General features: G+C 44.3%; 13 protein-coding genes. 4 read left to right on the top strand and 9 right to left on the bottom strand.

Going from position 1 to position 18,965, the window contains the following annotated elements:
* Positions 1 to 31: 31 nt before the first annotated feature.
* Complete coding sequence (locus RMY16_RS08695) at positions 32 to 691, bottom strand: L-threonylcarbamoyladenylate synthase (protein ID WP_322673399.1); 660 nt, start codon at positions 689 to 691, stop codon at positions 32 to 34.
* Between the two features lie 123 nt (positions 692 to 814).
* Between RMY16_RS08695 and larC the strand changes: the two genes are divergently transcribed.
* Positions 815 to 2,101, top strand: coding sequence for a nickel pincer cofactor biosynthesis protein LarC (gene larC / locus RMY16_RS08700; RefSeq protein ID WP_322736098.1), 1,287 nt, complete (start codon positions 815 to 817; stop codon positions 2,099 to 2,101).
* A gap of 46 nt (positions 2,102 to 2,147) precedes the next feature.
* Here the strand turns inward: larC and RMY16_RS08705 are convergent, their stop codons facing one another.
* The 4 genes from RMY16_RS08705 to RMY16_RS08720 form a co-directional block, all read right to left on the bottom strand.
* Positions 2,148 to 3,701: an NAD(P)H-hydrate dehydratase gene (locus RMY16_RS08705; RefSeq protein ID WP_322736038.1), complete on the bottom strand. Its 1,554-nt coding sequence runs from the start codon at positions 3,699 to 3,701 to the stop codon at positions 2,148 to 2,150.
* Positions 3,702 to 3,784: 83 nt separating this feature from the next.
* Positions 3,785 to 5,191: a family 2B encapsulin nanocompartment shell protein gene (locus RMY16_RS08710; protein WP_322736039.1), complete on the bottom strand. Its 1,407-nt coding sequence runs from the start codon at positions 5,189 to 5,191 to the stop codon at positions 3,785 to 3,787.
* Positions 5,192 to 5,533: 342 nt separating this feature from the next.
* The gene (locus tag RMY16_RS08715) at positions 5,534 to 6,943 is read right to left on the bottom strand and encodes a family 2B encapsulin nanocompartment shell protein (RefSeq protein WP_322736040.1); all 1,410 of its coding nucleotides are present in this window, start codon (positions 6,941 to 6,943) and stop codon (positions 5,534 to 5,536) included.
* Between the two features lie 111 nt (positions 6,944 to 7,054).
* Entirely contained in the window at positions 7,055 to 9,289 is a 2,235-nt protein-coding gene (locus RMY16_RS08720) for a family 2 encapsulin nanocompartment cargo protein terpene cyclase (protein WP_322736042.1), read from the bottom strand.
* Positions 9,290 to 10,558: 1,269 nt separating this feature from the next.
* Between RMY16_RS08720 and RMY16_RS08725 the strand changes: the two genes are divergently transcribed.
* A complete protein-coding gene (locus tag RMY16_RS08725; protein ID WP_322736043.1) occupies positions 10,559 to 11,734 on the top strand; it encodes a homospermidine biosynthesis protein in 1,176 nt (391 codons plus the stop codon).
* Positions 11,735 to 11,854: 120 nt separating this feature from the next.
* Here RMY16_RS08725 and RMY16_RS08730 read toward each other — a convergent pair whose 3' ends face one another.
* The 4 genes from RMY16_RS08730 to RMY16_RS08745 all read right to left on the bottom strand — a co-directional run bounded on the left by RMY16_RS08730 (position 11,855) and on the right by RMY16_RS08745 (position 17,685).
* A complete protein-coding gene (locus RMY16_RS08730) occupies positions 11,855 to 13,762 on the bottom strand; it encodes an adenylate/guanylate cyclase domain-containing protein (protein ID WP_322736044.1) in 1,908 nt (635 codons plus the stop codon).
* Positions 13,763 to 14,520: 758 nt separating this feature from the next.
* Positions 14,521 to 15,666, bottom strand: coding sequence for a hypothetical protein (locus tag RMY16_RS08735; protein WP_322736045.1), 1,146 nt, complete (start codon positions 15,664 to 15,666; stop codon positions 14,521 to 14,523).
* Between the two features lie 350 nt (positions 15,667 to 16,016).
* Positions 16,017 to 17,081, bottom strand: coding sequence for an agmatinase SpeB (speB, locus tag RMY16_RS08740; RefSeq protein WP_322736046.1), 1,065 nt, complete (start codon positions 17,079 to 17,081; stop codon positions 16,017 to 16,019).
* A 301-nt stretch (positions 17,082 to 17,382) separates the two neighbouring features.
* Positions 17,383 to 17,685, bottom strand: a complete 303-nt coding sequence (locus RMY16_RS08745; RefSeq protein ID WP_322667846.1) for an acylphosphatase — start codon at positions 17,683 to 17,685, stop codon at positions 17,383 to 17,385.
* 38 nt (positions 17,686 to 17,723) lie between these two features.
* On the opposite strand from RMY16_RS08745, the gene RMY16_RS08750 reads away from it, so the two are divergent.
* A complete protein-coding gene (locus RMY16_RS08750; RefSeq protein ID WP_322736047.1) occupies positions 17,724 to 18,098 on the top strand; it encodes a hypothetical protein in 375 nt (124 codons plus the stop codon).
* A 242-nt stretch (positions 18,099 to 18,340) separates the two neighbouring features.
* Complete coding sequence (locus RMY16_RS08755) at positions 18,341 to 18,706, top strand: DUF1823 family protein (RefSeq protein ID WP_322736048.1); 366 nt, start codon at positions 18,341 to 18,343, stop codon at positions 18,704 to 18,706.
* Positions 18,707 to 18,965 lie beyond the last annotated feature (259 nt).

The following is an 18,965-nucleotide window of genomic DNA, read 5'->3' on the forward strand; positions in this document are numbered from 1 at the left end:
AACCGAGAGGTGCGCCTGTGAAGTGGAATTTTTATACCCATGCTGCTGCTGCTTCCCAACCTAAACCCCTCCGTATAATTGCTGCTTCGTCTCCGGTCATATCTAGGATGGTAGATACTTCAAATGTAGGTTCCTCGCCAGTGTCTACAATTATGTCTACCAACTTGTCCAAACGATCGAATAGCTCTACCCGCGACTGAATCGTTTCAGGATCTATCCGAATCATGCCATTATCTGCTTCATCTGGTGGCAGATGTGCTGAAGTTGAGATAATCGGATTGCCCAAGGCTGCCAGCAACTCCAAACACACAGTATGGTTTGGTACTCTAATTCCAGTAGTTTTCCGCTTGGGGCTTTGCACCAATCGCGGTACTAACTTCGTAGCTGGGAGCAAAAACGTGTATGGCCCTGGAATCAGACGTTTCATAATCCGATAGGCTGTGTCACTTACGAAGGCATAAGTTGCCACATTTGAAAGCGAGGGACATAAAAATGTCAATGGTTTATCGTTTGCTAGCTGTTTAATTTGCCGCACTCGTTCTACCGCCGACTTAGCATTCAAATCACAACCGATCGCATAGACTGTATCAGTAGGGTAAAGCATGACTGCGCCACTAGAGAGCGCCGACTTTATTTCCTCTATTCGGCGAATTTGAGGATTATCCGGATGAACTGGGAAAATTTTTGCCATAGGACGGGGATTGGGGATTGGGGACTGGGGATTGGGGATTGGGGACTGGGGATTGGGGAGAATAAAAAATTATTCTTGACTAATGACTAATGACTAATGACCAATGACTAATAACTAATGACTATGAATAAAATCGCTTATCTTCAATGTCCGACAGGAATTTCTGGTGATATGTGCCTGGGTGCTTTGGTAAGTTTGGGTGTTCCTGTGGAGTATTTAATTGAAAAACTTAATGGGTTGGGTATTGAACAGGAATATCAGTTAAGGGCGGAACTTGTCCAACCGAATGGTCAACAGGCGACTAAAGTCCATGTGGATTTAGTACACGATCGCCATCACCACCATCACCACGACCACGAACACAGTCACCATCACACACGCCACTTGCCAGAAATAGAGCAGATGATTCTCAAAGCTCAGTTGCCATCAAGGGCAGAAGCTTGGAGTTTGGCGGTATTTCGGCAGCTAGCAGTGGCAGAAGGGGCGGTGCATGGCATTTCACCTGAAAAAGTTCATTTTCATGAGGTTGGTGCTATAGATGCAATCGTAGATATTGTGGGTACTTGCCTGGGGTTGGATTGGTTGGGGATTGAAAGCAATAGCGAAGGATTGCCCCTACTTTACTGCTCGGCGTTTCCGACTGGTGGCGGCACTGTTCGGGCTGCACATGGTCAGATGGCAGTACCAGTACCAGCGGTATTAAAGCTGTGGGAAATGCGGGGTTGTCCAGTTTATAGTAATGGCATTGACAGAGAATTAGTAACACCAACAGGAGCCGCGATCGCCACTACTTTAGCAAGAGATTTTGGTTCACCACCTGCGATCGCTATCAAGCAGATAGGATTGGGAGCAGGAACCATCAATTTACCCATTCCCAATATTTTACGCCTCTGGTTGGGTGAAAGCACAAGTTTGCAGTCAAATTTCAGTGATTCTGAAGATACTAGCTCAAATTTGGAAACCATCTCGGTATTAGAAACCCAAATTGATGATTTAAGTCCACAAGCTATCGGCTATGCGTTTGAGGCGTTGTTTGCGGCTGGTGCGCTGGATGTTTTTACCCAAGCGATCGGTATGAAAAAGTCGCGTCCAGGGATGTTGCTGACTGTGATTTGTCATCCAGAAAATTTACTCAGTTGTGAAGCTGTCATCTTCCGCGAAACTACAACTTTAGGCATTCGTCGCACAACTCAGCAACGCGCTATTTTACAACGAGAAATTCAACAAGTGGAAACGGAATACGGCAAGGTGCGTGTCAAAGTAGCATGGAAAGGGCGATCACCAGAAAAAGTTATTGCAAATGTGCAGCCAGAATATGAAGATTGTGCAGACTTAGCCCGAAAACATAATATTCCCTGGCGCGAAATTCAGCAGTTGGCGCTACAGCATTGGTATTTAGTCAATCCCTGATCCCAATTCCTCGTTCCCAGTCGGAGACTGGGAACGAGGAATTTGACTAAGTTAGAGCTTTCATCAAATATTGTGTCAATGTAAACGCATCTACACCTAATTCGGTACGCTCTTGGGCTGCTGAAATACCTGCTTGTGAATGCCACCAAGCGGCAGTTGCCACAATATTTTCTAGGGGAATCTGTTTAGTTGCTGCTTGCGCTAACAATCCGCCCAGTAGCCCAGTTAACACGTCGCCACTACCGCCACGGGCTAAGGCGGGTGTGCTTTCAGGAACAATCCAAACGTCACCTTGAGGGTTGGCGATCGCAGTTCTTGCCCCTTTTAACAATACTATCGCCCCACTTTGGGCGGTTGCTTCTTGTACAGCTTTCACTCTGTCATGTTTGGCATCGGCGACATCAGGAAACAATCGTTCAAATTCGCCAGTATGGGGTGTGAGTACGGTTACTGCTTGGCGTTTTTTTAATGTGGCGATCGCTCTCATTTGTGCCAAGATATTTAAACCATCGGCATCGAGAAGCAAAGGGCGATTGCTATCGATCGCTTCTTGGACAATGGGCGTAGCATCTCGTGTTAAACCAGGGCCACAAGCGATCGCATTGAAGGAACTTAAATCGGTTTTTTCTGGTAATTTTAATTGGGCTATGGCTCCGGTTTCCGTCTCTGGACAACCGACAATTAGCGCTTCTGGCAAGTGTGACACCAAAAGAGATTTCAGGGATTCGGGTACGGCAATCGAAAGCATCCCGACACCACTAGCCCTAGCACCCAAACCAGTTAAAATCGCCCCACCTGCATAGCGCCGCGAACCGCAAATCAGCAGTAAATGTCCTTCCTTATATTTGTGAGTAACTGATGGACGGGGTAAAGGTAAAGTAGCAAGTGCCTTTGCTCGTGTAATAAGTTTAATTTTAGGTGCATCTTTGAGAACAGCTTCTACATCAGCTAAAGGAATATCGAAATCGATTAACTCAACTTTACCAAGATATTCCAACGCTCGATCTTGGAAGAAAGCAAGTTTCCATAAACCTAAGCAAAATGTGTGAGTGGCGCGAATGGCAGTTCCCAATACAACGCCAGTGTCGGTGTGTAAACCTGAAGGTAAATCGATACTATAAATCGGTATAGATAATTCATTTAACTGATTAATTGCAGAGGCAATGGGATCGGTCAGGTTTTTTTCTAAACCAAATCCAAACAAGCCATCAATCAACAAATCAGAATCTGGCAGTTGCTCAATTGTTTGATAAATTGGAATGCCCAAACTCTGGGCATATTGCAAGTGCTGCGAAGTTAATTCTTTAAGCTTAGAAAAAGGAGAATAAATCCAAACTTTATACCCACGAAAGTATAATTCACGAGCTACGACTAAAGCATCGCCACCATTATGACCTGGGCCGACAAGAATTCCCACACGAGATCCCCTTAACAAAGGGGTGTTTGCAGGAATTTCTGGAATGCGACGAGCAATTAATCCCGCTACCTTTTCCATCAAAGCAACTACAGGCATTCCCGCTGCAAAGATTCGCTTTTCAATATCGCGCATCTGCCCAGCAGTTACTACCACTTGCGAAATTTGTTCTTGCCTATCTTGCATCAGTTTTGAGTGGTGAGTTATGAGTTTCGTATTAACTCTTATTTTGACACTACCAAAATTGACTCATATTCCACTCAAAAAAGTTACAAACCGATTTCCACATCTTCAAGGATGCCAAGTGCGTCGGGGATGAGAACAGCTGCGGAGTAGTAGGCTGTAACAAGGTAGGAGATAATGGCCTTTTCGCTGATGCCCATGAATCGGACAGACAAACTGGGTTGGTATTCATCCGGGATACCAGTTTGATGTAAGCCAATCACGCCCTGATCTTTCTCACCAGTGCGGAGTATAAGGATAGAACTGGTTTGATTCTTAGTAATCGGGATCTTGTTACAGGGCAGAATCGGTACATTGCGCCACGTGATTATTTTGCTCCCATCCATGTCTATGGTGTCTGGATAGATGCCTCGACGGTTGCACTGGCGACCGAAGGCTGCAATAGTGCGGGGATGAGCCAAGAAGAACCTCGGCTTCCGCCGACGAGTGACCAGTTCATCCAGGTCATCGGGAGTGGGGGGGCCGCTGCGGGTGTAGATGCGCTGTTTGAGGTCGGCGTTGTGCAACAATCCAAATTCGCGGTTGTTGATCAACTCGTATTCTTGACGTTCCCGCAATGCCTCAATCGTCAGCCGCAATTGTTCTTCCGTCTGGTTGTATGGTTGATTGTACAGATCCGCAACGCGAGTACTTACTCGCAACACAGTCTGAGCAATGCTTAATTGATATTCGCGGGGTGAGAGTTCGTAGTCAACAAATGTTCCTGGTAACGTCGTCTCTTGACTATGACCGGTTGACAACGCGATCGCAGCTTCCCCATACTTGTTTTGTGGAAGTTCGGCGCGAATCCTAAATTGCTCAACCTGAGCCTGCAACGCCGGCGACTGGTTGAGCTGTTCTCGAAATGCCTGTTGTGGTAGCGCCAATACCGTGCATCGGGTCACAGCTTTGACCGTAAACTTCCAATTGCTTTCTGACTCCACCAACACGCGATCGCCGAAATAATCACCGTCAGCTAGCATATCCAACAGAGGCTGCTCGTCATACTTGCCAATACCAATCTTGTTTACCTTGCCATGTGCGATCAAGAAAAGCTGATTGGCTGGCTGACCTGACTGGACAATGATATCACCAGGCGCGAACTCCTGCTGAACAAACCGACTTGCCAACGCCCTCAGCACCTCGGTGTCGTCAAATCCTCGCAGCAAGGGCAACTCACCAAGTTCCTGGGGAATCACCTGCACTTCGGCTCCGGTGTTAGAGAAACTTAACCGTCCATCACCCACCGTATAGGTCAACCGACGGTTAACTCGATAAGTCCCACCCTTCGTTTGCACCCACGGCAACATCTTCAACAACCATCGTGAGGTAATTTCCTGCGTTTGCGGTGCAGATTTGGTGGTCGTGGACAAATTACGCGCAGCATCTTTACTCAAACTCAGTTGAGGTTGTCCACTCTCAACATTTAAATTTGATTCAATAAAATCCGTCATCACCTCATCCTCTAGTTATTAATAAAAGTGCCATTCAGTGCTGAGTGCTGAGTTCCAAGTGCTGAGTTAAAAGACCGCCTACTTTCTTGCAGGGTATCAACAGTCAGTCCTAATTTTTAATCACTCAGCACTCAGCACTCCTAATATTTAGCGCCGAATGGCACTAAGAAAAGCCCAAAGGCTTGTTTAGTCTCGTTCCCAGTCTTAAGACTGGGAATGTATTCAGAGAGGCTCTGCCTCTCGTCAAGAAAGAGGAGGCAGAGCCTCCCAGAATGGGTTTTCAGCCTCCAGGCTGAGAACCAGTCAGGGCAAGGGCTGTGTCTTAACTTAGTGCCATTCTATTTAGCGCCCGATTTCAACATCTTCGAGGATACCAAGTGCGTCAGGAGTGAGGACGGCTGCGGAGTAGTAGGCGGTGACGAGGTAGGAAATGATCGCCTTTTCGCTGATGCCCATGAATCGAACAGACAAGCTGGGTTGGTATTCATCGGGGATACCAGTTTGATGTAAGCCGATTACCCCTTGTTTTTCTACACCAGTGCGGAGTAAAAGGATAGAACTGGTGCGGTTATTGGTGATGGGGATCTTGCTGGAAGGAAAGATAGGTACGCCGCGCCAAGATGTGACCTGAACGCCATTCACATCTACGCTTTGTGGATAGAGACCCAAGCGGTTGGCCTCACGACCGAAGGCAGCGATCGTGCGGGGGTGAGCCAGGAAGAATCCCGGCTCCTTCCATACCGTCGCTAACAGCTCGTCCAAGTCGTCGGGGGTAGGTGCGCCGCTACTGCTGTAGATACGTTGTTTGAGGTCGGCGTTATGGAGCAACCCGAATTCGCGGTTGTTGAGCAACTCGTATTCTTGACGTTCCCGCAATGCCTCAATAGTCAGCCGCAGTTGTTCTTCAGTCTGGTTGTACGGTTCATTGTACAGATCGGCTACCCGCGTACTTACTCGCAACACCGTTTGAGCAATGCTCAACTCATATTCCCTGGGTTTGAGTTCGTAATCAGCGAAGGTTCCGGGCAACTCAGCCTCTTGGGGATGATTTGCCGCCAGTTCAATGGCAGCTTCACCTTGGGGAGTCTGTGGCTGGCTCAGACGGACGCGGAACTGTTCAACATGAGTTCGCAACGCCTCGGACTGATTGATCGCCCTCTCAAACACCGCTTGGGGTAGCGACAAAACGATGGTTCTGGTAATCGCCTTGAGGGTGTACTGCCAAGTATCCTGGGACTGCACCACAGTTTCATCACCGAAATGGTCGCCGTCCGCTAGCACATCGTACACAATCTGCTCGCCATACTTGCCAACACCAATCTTGTTGACCTTACCACGAGCAATCAGAATCACGCGATCGGCAGGCTGGCCAAGTTCAACGATTACATCATCTGGAGCATACTCTTGCTGAACAAACTGGTTTGCTAACCCGATCAATACGTCAAGGTTGTTAAACCCTCGCAGCAAGGGCAACTCAGTAAGTTCTAAAGGAATCACCTGCACCGCCGCTCCAGTGTTGGTGAAAGTCACCCGTCCATCACCCACAGAATAATTTAACCGACGGTTGACCCGATAGGCGCCACCTTTTGTCTGCACCCACGGCAATAACTTCAATAACCACCGCGATGTAATTTCCTGGGTTTGCGGTGCAGATTTGGCCGTTGTCGCCAAATTCCGCGCCGCTGCTGTACTCAAGGTTAAATGGGGCTGCTGATCTTCTACATTCAAATTGGGATCGTTAGAATACGTCACAACTTAATCCTCCACTTTTTAGTTACTAAAAAAACCGATCTCACGCGATCGCATACTGACCTTGAACTAACTCAGCGACAAAAACCTAACTTCATTGACCGAGTAATGACCTTAAACTCCCCTTACCGATCCAATACGCCTAGCTGAAGTACCCAACCCTCTGGGCCCGCTAAGTAGCCGCCCTGCTAACGAATTACGCAATTCAAATTCCTTATAGCGGTCTACCGTTATATGCCATTTGAGTACGCCGCACATCCACTGCTCTAGTTTCTTGACGTATCCGAGCAGTTGCTTGCGGGTACTTGTATCCAGGTCGAAATCATCGAAAAGAACTGGCAGTTCGGTGGCGACAATGTGTTGAAATTGGAGCGCCCTAGAGGTCATCAGGTTGTTGACAACTTCAACGGCCTGTGGTTTACCGCAGTTGAGGAAATTCTGAACGACCAGCACACAGTTATGGATTTCACCCTCGAATTCGATTTCTTTTTGATAGGAGAAGATATCGTTGGTAAAACAGGCGAAGTCGGCGGCGGAATTATCGAGCGATCGCATTGTTCGGGTGCGGTAAATCTCCTGGGGGATCTCGTTGCCCTGAGCTAGTCGGGACAGACTCATGGTCAGATCCGAGCCAAAGGTCTTACGGCGCATCTCAATATAATCTATCGGGTCGGGAATCCGATTTTGGATCTGGTTGGCGAGTTCCCACACCCAGCTATCAGTCATATCCTGAATCGCCCGGCGGAACTGAGTCCGTGCGTTGGCAGACATGGGACCAGCTGTGCGAGACCAAATATCTGCCAAGCCAGCTTCCACCGGATTGGTCGGAACCTCACTGGGGGTGGAGTCATCCAGAGGCATAAACGCTGATAGTCGGGCATTGAACACTTTCGCACCAGCCATGTTACGGTTATTCCCGTAGAGCGCCGGGAAGTAATCGTCGGCATAGGTTCCCCAAACAAGCCAGCAGGCGGTCAGATTCAGCTCGTGACCAGACCCATTCGGATGGATCAACGCACCGCATAGGGCTACATCGGCAACATCAAACTTGTGGTCATCCCAGATGACGGCATCAGGAATCCCAGGTAATGATTCCAGCATCCCCATCTGGCGCGCCCATTCCTTGGAATGCTTCCGCGCAGCATTCAGATGGGGATTCAAACTTGTAGTGAAAGGCATATAAAACTTCGGCAGTGTTACTGGCCCGACAGCCTGGTATGGAACGTGAGTAAAGTTCTTGAACCTTCCCAAACCCAAGGCGGCGTATAAGGATTGAATACGCGCAGCCGATGTGCCTAGCCCTGTGGGGCCTCCCAGAACTGTAGATGTCGAAGAATTGTCTCCTCCCTTGTTCATGTAGCGGCTCGATCGCATGTGCCACTCGTGACCGCCCGATTGCCAGTCCTGGAGTCCTTTGATGTAAAGGAGAACATTCACACGAGCCACTGGGTCTAGTCCGTACTCCTCAAACAGGGGGGGCAACTCGGTGACGGCAGTGTTATCAAACTGGTATAACCGCGAGGTCAGCAGTTCGTTGGTAAGGTTAGCCGCCTCCTGAGTACTGACATTTAAAAAGCGCTCGAAGACCAGTACGCAGTTGGCGTTCTCACCTTCATCCTCCACTTCTCTCTGGTAGGAGAATAAATCATTGCGAAGATGCACCCCATCAGCAAATGTGTCTTTGAGGATACGCATTGGCCGAGTCGAGGCGATTTCGGCCGGAATCTCTATAAACACGGCGTGTTCGACGAGATCCGCTGACCACGGAGCGCCGCCAACCTTACGGCGCATCTCGATGTATTCGATGGGGTTGGCGACTCGATCTTGGTTGATATTGGCAAGTTCCCACAGAGACTCTTCTAGGAGGTTCTTGGTACTCTCAAAGAATCGAAGTCGCCAGTCCACAGATTTAGTAAAGGCGGTGCGAGACCACAGATCAGCCAAGCCGCGCTCTACTGGGTTAGTCGGAACGGAAGGGGTATCGGTGGGATGCACTGGCATAAACGCTGGCAATCGGTCAAGATACTCCTTTGCCCCAGCCATGTCTTGGGTGCGCTTATAGATTTCCAGGAAGTGATCATCGAAGAAGAATACCCAAACATACCAGTCGGTTACTAAGTCAAGCTCCGCTTCTGGCGCATCTGGATGGGTATAAGAGCAAAGTAAGGCGTAGTCGTGGGAGTCAAATGTATGTTCATCCCAGATAACCGAGCTTTGTGCTTCTTCTTCTGAGCCAAGTATCCCCATCTCGTAGGCCCAGGCTTTGGAATGGATTCGTGCCGCTTCCAGGTTTGGGTTCAGCCGTGCGGGCCAAGGCGTGTAAAATTCTGGCAGTTCAAAGGGTTGCATGATCTGCGCTAAACCTCCTCTGGGGTCTTCTTGCTATCTTTGTTTCGTGGCCGGTCTGAGCATTGTTGCAGTTCACAACTATCATCACTACCCAGCTAGATCCCCACATCTGGTTTGCTCGTGGTGGCTCGTTTCAAGCCGATAATATTAAGATGCTCATAATCTAAATAACGAACTATGTACGTTTTATTTGAAGTTGTTGGCAAATAAAATTTAATTACTGGATCGTGGTGTTCTCATAATTTTTCATAGTTGTAAATAAAAAGCAAGCTGTACATTGAAGCCGTTAAGCAAATAGTTAAATCAAAAGTTGAAGAATTAAAAGACAGTTAAGACAGTTAAGACAGTTAAGCAGATAATTAAATCAAAAATTGAATAATTAGAAGACAGTTAAGACAGTTAAGCACATAGTTAAAAGATTTAAGATAGTTATTAAAGAAAAAATACTAATTGTTAATTTTTTGATACTAATGTCCATTAAGGCATCACCATTCCAAAACAGAAAAATTACGCATTTGCCTGAAACCACGCCAGAATCAGCATTCGTGGCTTATACTAAAAAATATTTGCGTATCCTGCGCACCCTCCTTGATGTCTGGGCTACGGTGTACACACAAGTCGAATTACCCCACTTAATCCCCCAATATATTGGGAGAAAACATAAAATTTAGTTTTCTGTCCTTCACAAAGGTGAGAGATAAAACTGACGCTAAAATCTTTGCATTCTTGATTTTAAATTTGTATTAGCGATTTCCAAAAAATAAATTACTACTATTTAGAAGGTGATCCGCAAATCTAGCTTTTTCGGACTACCTCACAATAAATAATTGGATATTTTTTTATTTGAAAGTCCCTTACTTAACTCTCTTCACCTGCAAGAGATGCAACTTGTGATGCTCGCTACAAAGCTGATCGGTGGCAATGGCAACTTGGACGTATACTGAAAAGAGCTAGAGTAAGTAACACTGCTACTTGCTAGCGATAAATAGTCAAGAATGATTGTAAGCGATCGCCCACTCTGGATTGTATACAACCCAGTGCTAGTAAAGTTATGGTGCAATTTCGCAGCAATGTGACTAATGTGCCTGTGAAATGCTTCTAAGGTTTCAAGACAGCTAATCATAGTAAAATCCCAAAAGGGCTGAAAAAGGTTTCTTCTCCTACTCCTCACTTGCTTTTTCAAGCTAGTAGTAAAAAAGTATTGCTGTTACTTTGGCTGAAAGCTAGATACCATTAGATTCGGCGTGTTTACTGTTAGGGAGTGCCAAAATGTCTAAACAGCTGGGTCAAAAAATTGCACCCACACCTATATCAAATGATATCAATGTGGTGGATTTGATCGATCGATACTTCACCGCTTACAACTCAGCGCGGTTGCGGGAAATCTGCCAACTACTGAGTCGTGATGTGCTAACGGAAGGTGTCACGGTGGGAGTTAGCCTTTCCGGTGCGATGACGCCAGCAGGATTTGGGGTTTCAGCGCTTGCACCCTTAATTCGCAACGGCTTTATTGACTGGATGATTAGCACTGGTGCAAATCTTTATCACGATATGCACTACGGTTTGGGTTTTGAACTCTTTGCTGGTAATCCGTTTTTGGATGATGTGAAACTGCGCCAAGAAGGCACGATCCGCATTTATGACATTATTTTCGGTTATGATGTGCTGCTAGAAACTGATGCATTCATCCGCAAGATTCTCCAAGGAGAAGCGTTTCAAAAGCGGATGGGAACGGCTGAGTTTCACCATTTACTAGGTAAATATGTCCGAGAAGTAGAAAAGCAATTGGGTGTGCAGCATTCTTGCTTGCTAGCTACAGCTTATGAGTACGGTGTACCGATTTATACGTCTTCTCCAGGAGATAGTTCAATTGGGATGAACGTCGCGGCTTTAGCATTGGAAGGTTCGCAGTTGGTAATCGATCCATCAATTGACGTGAATGAGACAGCAGCGATCGCATATAATGCCCGTGAATCAGGAGGTAAAAGTGCGGCTGTAATTCTTGGTGGCGGTAGTCCTAAAAACTTTTTGCTACAAACCCAACCGCAACTTCATGAGGTTTTGGGGTTAGAAGAACGAGGACACGATTACTTTGTGCAATTTACCGATGCACGTCCAGATACAGGCGGTTTATCTGGAGCAACCCCATCGGAAGCTGTCAGTTGGGGTAAAATTGACCCGGATGAGTTACCTAACACAATCGTTTGTTATACCGATAGCACGATCGCTCTACCACTGGTGAGTGCGTATGTGTTAAACAAATGCCAGCCTCGTCCCCTGAAGCGTATATACGACAGGCGAGAAGCCATTTTAGAGAAACTGCAAAAAGACTATCTAGCAGCTAAAACCCAACCATCAGATCAGGTTCCAGCAGCAGTTGCTGAAAGTGCTTCACAGCAAACAGCAACTTATCCCTGTGGACGGCTGATTCCGAATACTCACTAAGGGGATAGGTAGGGAGCAGGGGAGCAGGGGAGAAGTTATAGTAAGTTTTTCTCCTCTGCCCCTCTGCCCCTCTGCCCCTCTGCCCCTCTGCCCCCCTGCCTCTTTCCATGCTCAATGCCCTCATTCCTTCCGTCCAATCAACAAATAAGTTGTCATCTTGCCTTTGCCTTTAACTTCGATTTCGCCTCGTTTTTCAAATACAAATTCATCACACAAGCACTTATAAGTATTTTCTGTAACCTGGATTTTACCAGCAATACCTTGAGATTCCATGCAGCTAGCTATGTTTACCGTGTCTTTACAGAGTTCATAAGTAAACTTATTCAGATCGATGACTTCCCCGACTACCGAACCGCTATGGATGCCGATACGGATGTTGAAATTTTGGTTATTCTCAATATTAAATAGAGCGATCGCAGTTTGCATATCCAATGCCATCAGAGCGATCGCTTGAGCACGATCTTGGCGGCGTGTAGGTAAGCCACCAACCACTACATAAGCATCATTAATGGTTTTGATTCTCTCTAAACTGTATCGTTCGGTGAGGCGATCGAAAGCTGAGAAAATTGAGCTGAGTAGGTTCAGCAGTTGAATTGCATTTATAGAAGTAGCAATTTCGCTAAAGCCAACGATATCTGCAAATAAAACTGTGACATCAGCAAAGTCTTGGGCAATACTAGCTGGTTGTTCTTTCAGTTCTTTAGAAATTGCAGCTGGTAAAATATTCAGCAATAAACGTTCGGTTTCTTCCTGCTGATGGCGCAGCGCTTTTTCTGCTGCTAGTCGTTGGGTGACATTGCGAAAAATGCCGCGAATCGCAGTTGGATGACCTTCGACAAATTTACAATTAATATTACCTTCTAGAAAGATTGTTTGACCGTCTTTAGTAACGAATGTGGCCGTTACTTGCCCAAGCTTTTTTCCTGATAAAACACGATAAAACCTTTGCAAACAGTGTTGTTTAAAGTCTGGATGTATAATATCGAAAACACTCATATTTGCGATTTCAGCTTCGCTATATCCCAAAGTTTCTCGCCATGCACGATTGACATACAAAAAACGACCAGATGGATTAACACATTGAATCAAGTCATTAGCATTTTCAAATAAATCTCGATATCGTTCTTCACTTTCCACAAGAGCATCTTCTGCTTGTTTGCGTTTAATAAATTGGGCAATTTGGCTACCAATAGAACCCATCATTTGCAATAGGTCTTTATCTTTTGGTAGTAAATCCCGGCTAAAGAAAACCATTACTCCTAAGATTTCACTATCGTCTAAAATGGGGAAGCCAAAAGCTGCGTGTAATCCAGCCTCCGCAGCCGGTCGCGATCGCCTTTGATCTCCATCTACTGTGATATCTTTAATCCACAAAGGCAAACGTCTGATCCAAATTCGACCAGGTAAGCCAACACTAGGTGTATAAGTAGTTTGCCAGGTGATTGCTTTAAACTCTCGGACAGAAACTAATCGACTTGACCAAATTTCCACACACCTTAATACTGCATTTAGACTATCTCCTTCTACCGAAGTGCCAATATATTGGCTTGGTGTCCAAAGTTCACCTAAATCCCATCCCAAGTTTTGACAAATCGACTGCAAAATTTGTGGAATTGCCTGCCTTATGCTCTGTGATTCGGATAATATACGAGTAATAGAATACTGGGCACTTGTACGCTGTTCCCGGCGTTGCCAAGCAGTGATATCCCGACCAATATAGACAATATCTTCTAGTCCTTCTGTTTTTTTGGGAATCACTGAGCAAGAAAAAGCAATCAACAATTTTTCTCTAGTTTTTGTTCGGCAAACTACTTCTAGATTCTGGGAATTAGGCTTTAAATAAGAATGTTGATAAATAGCTTTAATTAAAAGTTGATCCTCATCAATGATTACTGATATTGGTTGATTTATTAATTCTTCTTCTTCAAAACCAAATAATTCTTGAGCAGCACGATTGACTTTTTTTATTTTTCCTGAATTACTGGTGACTAACAAAGCATCTGCCATTGAAGTAATGACTTGTTCCATGTAATTAATGTTTGATTAATATACAAGCCTGTTTTTCCAAAATTTATATAATTTACTATTACTCATTTTTTTACTAAGTTTATATTACTTGATTAAGCGTGCTATTTTTACATCAATCGAGTATAGTTGAGCAAAAACGACTAGTTCGCTGTGGCGGAAACTTGCCTACCTTTAACAAGTTGTTCAGAGTAACTTATCTAGTTAATTGAGATAGTAGCTAGATTTCCGTCGTGCTGTACTAATGTAATGTCTAAGCTAGTACAAGAGGTTTTGTAATAAGCACTTTAGTCCTTATTACAAACTTACTTACCCAATTTAAACTAAATAGGCTTGATTAATATTTTTAATATACTTCTTTTGGAGGATTGACAATTTAATATAATATTGCTGTTTGAGTAGCTTATCGTTAACAGTTGCCTTCATGTTTAATTTTAATCCTATGTGGTATTTTACAAAACGGCGAATTAGATAAGTATTTCAACCAAATATAGCCGTAAACACCCAATACGGTTCGGATAAGCATTTTGAACTCAGAATAGGGTTTGGGGAAAAGGGCAAGAGTTAAAGGGGAAAAAACCTTTAACCGAACCGTATTGCGTAAACACCTTTCATTAGTTTCGCGTATCTTGAAAGTTAATTTTTAAGATAGCGCGATCGCCAGCATTTAGGAAATTTGAAACCCGCCACTTGATAAGAGAGTGGCGACTCTGTAGCTAGGTTCCCGCCACTCTCTTATTCTTCAATTCCATCAATGAAGTTTATGATTGTGCGCTGGCTACAATTTGATTCCAGGCTTTAACTGCTGTCTGTAAATTTTTTAGTAGGTTATTTTGAGAAATATCATTGTACTGAACCGTACCTTCTTGGCTGGTGAGGGTATAGGTGATATAATCAGCAGCACCACTGGGGGCTGGATAACTCAGATTCCGAAATTTACTAAACTGAGAACGTTTTAGCGATCGCACAAATTGTTGTACCTGTTGCACAGAAACGCGGCGAACACTACGTTCAGAATCATTAGCATCACCAATCCGCACGCGAATGAGTCGCCCATCTTTGAGTAAAACAGTCTCATAGGTTGTGCCAGCAAAACCCCCACTGGAGATTTGGCGAAACACTATATCTCGATCTAACGGTGGTGGTAACTCACTAGTTGGAATTTGCACAGGCTCCAGTGTAGTTTCGTTAGGCTTTTGATTCAGCCTGAGTGCGGAACCTGTTTGATTAGTATGATAAACCAAGGTTTGATCAACTCCGCCGACAACCACCCGCCAGCCTGATACCAAAGCTTGGGTACAGAATTCATCAGGATTAGCTAATTCTAAACAGCTATCTCTCCAAGTTTGCTGTTGAGCCTCAATAATGGTTAACTGAGAAATTGGCTGTTGCAAACGTCTGGATGCAGCTTGTAAAACAGCATTTTTTACAGATGTAGGTAATTTATTTGGCAGATTTTCTGAGGGAGTGTTTGCCGAAGCTAAACGTAGCGATCGCCCATTATTATTGGTATGATAAACCCAGTTTTGTTTGCCATTAGATACCACAATCCGCCAACCAGGAACTAAGGCTTGGCTACAGAATTCATCAGCTTGAGGCAGTTCCAAGCAACCATTGCGCCAAGTCTGTTGATTATAGTCAATAATTTGCAGTTGTCTAGTAGGAATTCCCTGCCTGCGCGCTAAATCTCGTAGTACTGCATTAGCTACTGGACGTGGCAAGCGGTTTCGTTTAATATTGTCTTTGAGAACTTCATTGCTTGTTTCTAGAGAGAAGTTTGCAGAAGCGCCCGTCGCACTTTTGATAACTGTTAAACCGCTAGCAACAGATAAAATTCCAGTCAAAATCAAAGCAGTGAAAATTCGCCCTTGATTGGTGTTAAAGTAGTTTTTTCGCATGATTTTCATAGTAAAATAGAACAAACAAATAGTATTCAGCTAGTAATAGACAATAAAGTATATAATTCCAGAACTTCACTATCTGGAATTAGTTTAGTCTCTAGATTCTGAAACAGATATAGAGACAGACGCTGATGTACTGATCGTTTGTTCCTTATAGAAATTCTGGTTGAAGAATTCAGCAGTCAGAACAATCAGTGGTGGATACCCTGCGGGATCTTGCTACAGAACCGCCACTGATTGAAAACCACTAAATCTTCTCTTTCATAGACGTTACACGAATGATTTAGTGGGGATTTTAAACCCTCTTATTCATCCGCCAGCCGACAGAATAAATTCTGTTACCGGTAGCGGGGCGTTTAGCCCATTCTGACTCCTGACTCCTGAATTCTATTTGATAAATCCATCAAATTTGCCAGCTTGTAAACTACCCGCGCTCCCACATTACCATCCCACTCCGCATCACCGACTTCGCAGATATCAAAGCCAATAATTTTTTTTCCACTATTGACCAATTCTCGGAACAGACAAAAAGTTTGCTCTAATTCTAACCCACCTGGAACAGGAGTACCCGTACTCGGACAGAGTTTTGGATCTAAACCATCTACATCAAAGCTAATATAAACATATTCAGGTAAATGACTAATAATTTCTCGGCATAAATCAATCCAAGTTGTTCCAGAATAAAGCTTTTGCTTAATAGCTGGGTCGTAATAAGCAATAATGCGATGATCAGATTGGTCAATCATTTGCACTTCATCATGACTAATATCACGCAAACCTACCTGCACTAACTTAGAAATTTGCGGTATTTTCATCGCATTAAACATAATCGACGCATGGGAAAACTCAAATCCCTCATAAGCGTCGCGTAAATCTGCGTGGGCATCAATGTGCAAAATGCCATAGTTTGGGTATTTAGCTGCTAATGCTTGGAAATAACCTAAAGGCGAACTGTGATCTCCACCTATGACTGCAACTTGCTTACCATTATTAAATGCTGCCTGACAATTTTCAAACAGCCATTGATTAACCTGTTGACCAGCTTGATTAATTTCTGCCAACACAGATGTTAAATCTGGTGTATCGGAGAGTTGTTTCCCTTGGGCTAATCGTTCAATAATTTTTGCTGCCAAGGCACGGTAGTATGTGTTCTTCTCTAAAATATCCTGGGGAATTTCTTCCATAAAAATTCCCTGCTTCCAACCATCAGGGTTATCAAAATCGAACAAATCTAATTGAGTCGAAGCATCTAGAATTCGCTGTGGGCCATTAGCAGTGCCAGCACCATAGGAAACAGTGACTTCCCACGGCACACCAAAAACAATCAAGTTTGCAGACTCATAATCGCAGGGCAAACCTAAGAGGTTGCCATTTATTTCACCTACGCCGCTGGGATTGTAGTCTTTTAATTGATTACTCATTGAGTATCTTCTGGATTTACGTGGATAGACAGCACGCCGCCTAGTTGACATCTGCATTGTAATCAAAATTTTTCACAGGCGGTAAACTAATGGTCTGTCAAGTTTAAATTGATGGGTAAACAAGCTCGTAGTAAGCAAGTGGATCAAATTAAACATAAAACCTCACCCTGCCCCCGGCTTCCCTCTCCTTAGTAAGGAGGGTGAGGTTTGATCTTATGTTTAATTACGCCTACCTACTTAAAGACTTTAGTCCTTATTTTCTAAGCACTGAAGTGCTTATTACTGACGAATGACTAACTATTTACTCAACCCGCTTAACTTCAAATCCCCGTAACCCTTCTGGTACTTCATATTCAACCACAACATCTTTAACTACAGCAGCAGGTGGCCCAGAGTGACACCAGCGAACCATGTTATCCACAACCTCTCGCGCCCCTTCAAAAACTGCCTCTACTCGATTATCGGGGAGATTCCGCACCCAACCGGTTAATCCCAACTGGCTAGCTGTATCCACAGTGGAATAGCGATAGCCCACTCCTTGGACTCGGCCAGAAATGAATACATGGGCGCGGATGATCTTTGGCAGTGCTGTGGAATTCTGCATAGACTGGTCTAATCTTTACGTTTTCCAGTCTACCTAGTTTGTGTATACACAACCTGTTTTTAATTTCAACTGGCGAAATTAATCACGGTCATCGTCATCATCATCATCGCGATGTCTGTACTCCCGATCATCGTCATCATCACCGCGATGCCTATACCTCCGGTCATCATCGCTGCGATGTCTATACTCCCGATCATCGTCGTCATCATCGTCGCCGCGATGTCTATACTCCCGATCATCGTTGTCATCATCGTCGCCGCGATGTCTATACTCCCGATCATCGTCGTCATTATCGTCGCCGCGATGTCTGTACTCCCGGTCGTCATCATCATTACGGCGATGTCTATGCTGGCGATCGCGATTATCCCATTCTTCATCACGTTGTTGCTGCTTGTCACCGATTATATTTCTGAACATATCCCCTATTCCCATAATTTTCCTCCTGAGTTAGCGAATCTCTTTATTCGGGTTATCTTTAGTAGTTTGTCTAATGCTTGTGGCGGATCAATCTTCCAGTGGGTGTAGATAAAAATAAAATTATCTCTATCTTTGGGAGTGTAGCAAAGTAGTGATAAAGTATTTTTTACTACCTGCTAAATACTGTGAATTTAATTCAATAGTAGTCTGTTTTTAAACCTGGAATTTTGATTTTTTTATGTCTAACCTGCCACCACTCAGTACAGAAACAATTTGGGCAATTCTTGATGATAAACTTGATGATGCCACAGTCAACCAGTTACTATGGCATTATTTAGGCTATCGGTATGATTCCTCAACTGCACAATGGGACACTAGCCTAGTTGCACCAGGATGGCAGAATGACTACCCACAACCACCAGATTTTATTGAATCTCGCCCCGCAATAGTCAAGTTGACTCGTTCCATTCCTGCTGAAAATAAACAAATGCTAAAAGAAAAGCTAGGTTTTAAAGGATATAAAATTGGGGAATTTGGGCCTAGGCAAACCCGCAGAGCAACGGCGGCAAATTGGTTATTAAGTTATCTACAACAAGCAAATTAACGGTAAAATTGAGTAATCTGATACCGCAGATATTTAGTAAAAAACATCTTATCTTTACTGAATATCTGCTATTTAAAAAGTTAAGAAATAGCCATTGTTTATCCGTTAAAATTTTATACTTTGAATTATATAACATTTTAGGCTTAGTAGTATTAAGGGCGAAAAATGCCTTAATTTAATTTTGATATTAGTAAAAAAATATGATGCACAGTCAAAAAATGCTAAGAACAGTAATTCTTTACAATTTTATTGATAAATT

Origin of the sequence: Nostoc sp. DedQUE12b (assembly GCF_034530835.1) — a bacterium.
Classification (GTDB): Bacteria; Cyanobacteriota; Cyanobacteriia; order Cyanobacteriales; family Nostocaceae; genus Nostoc.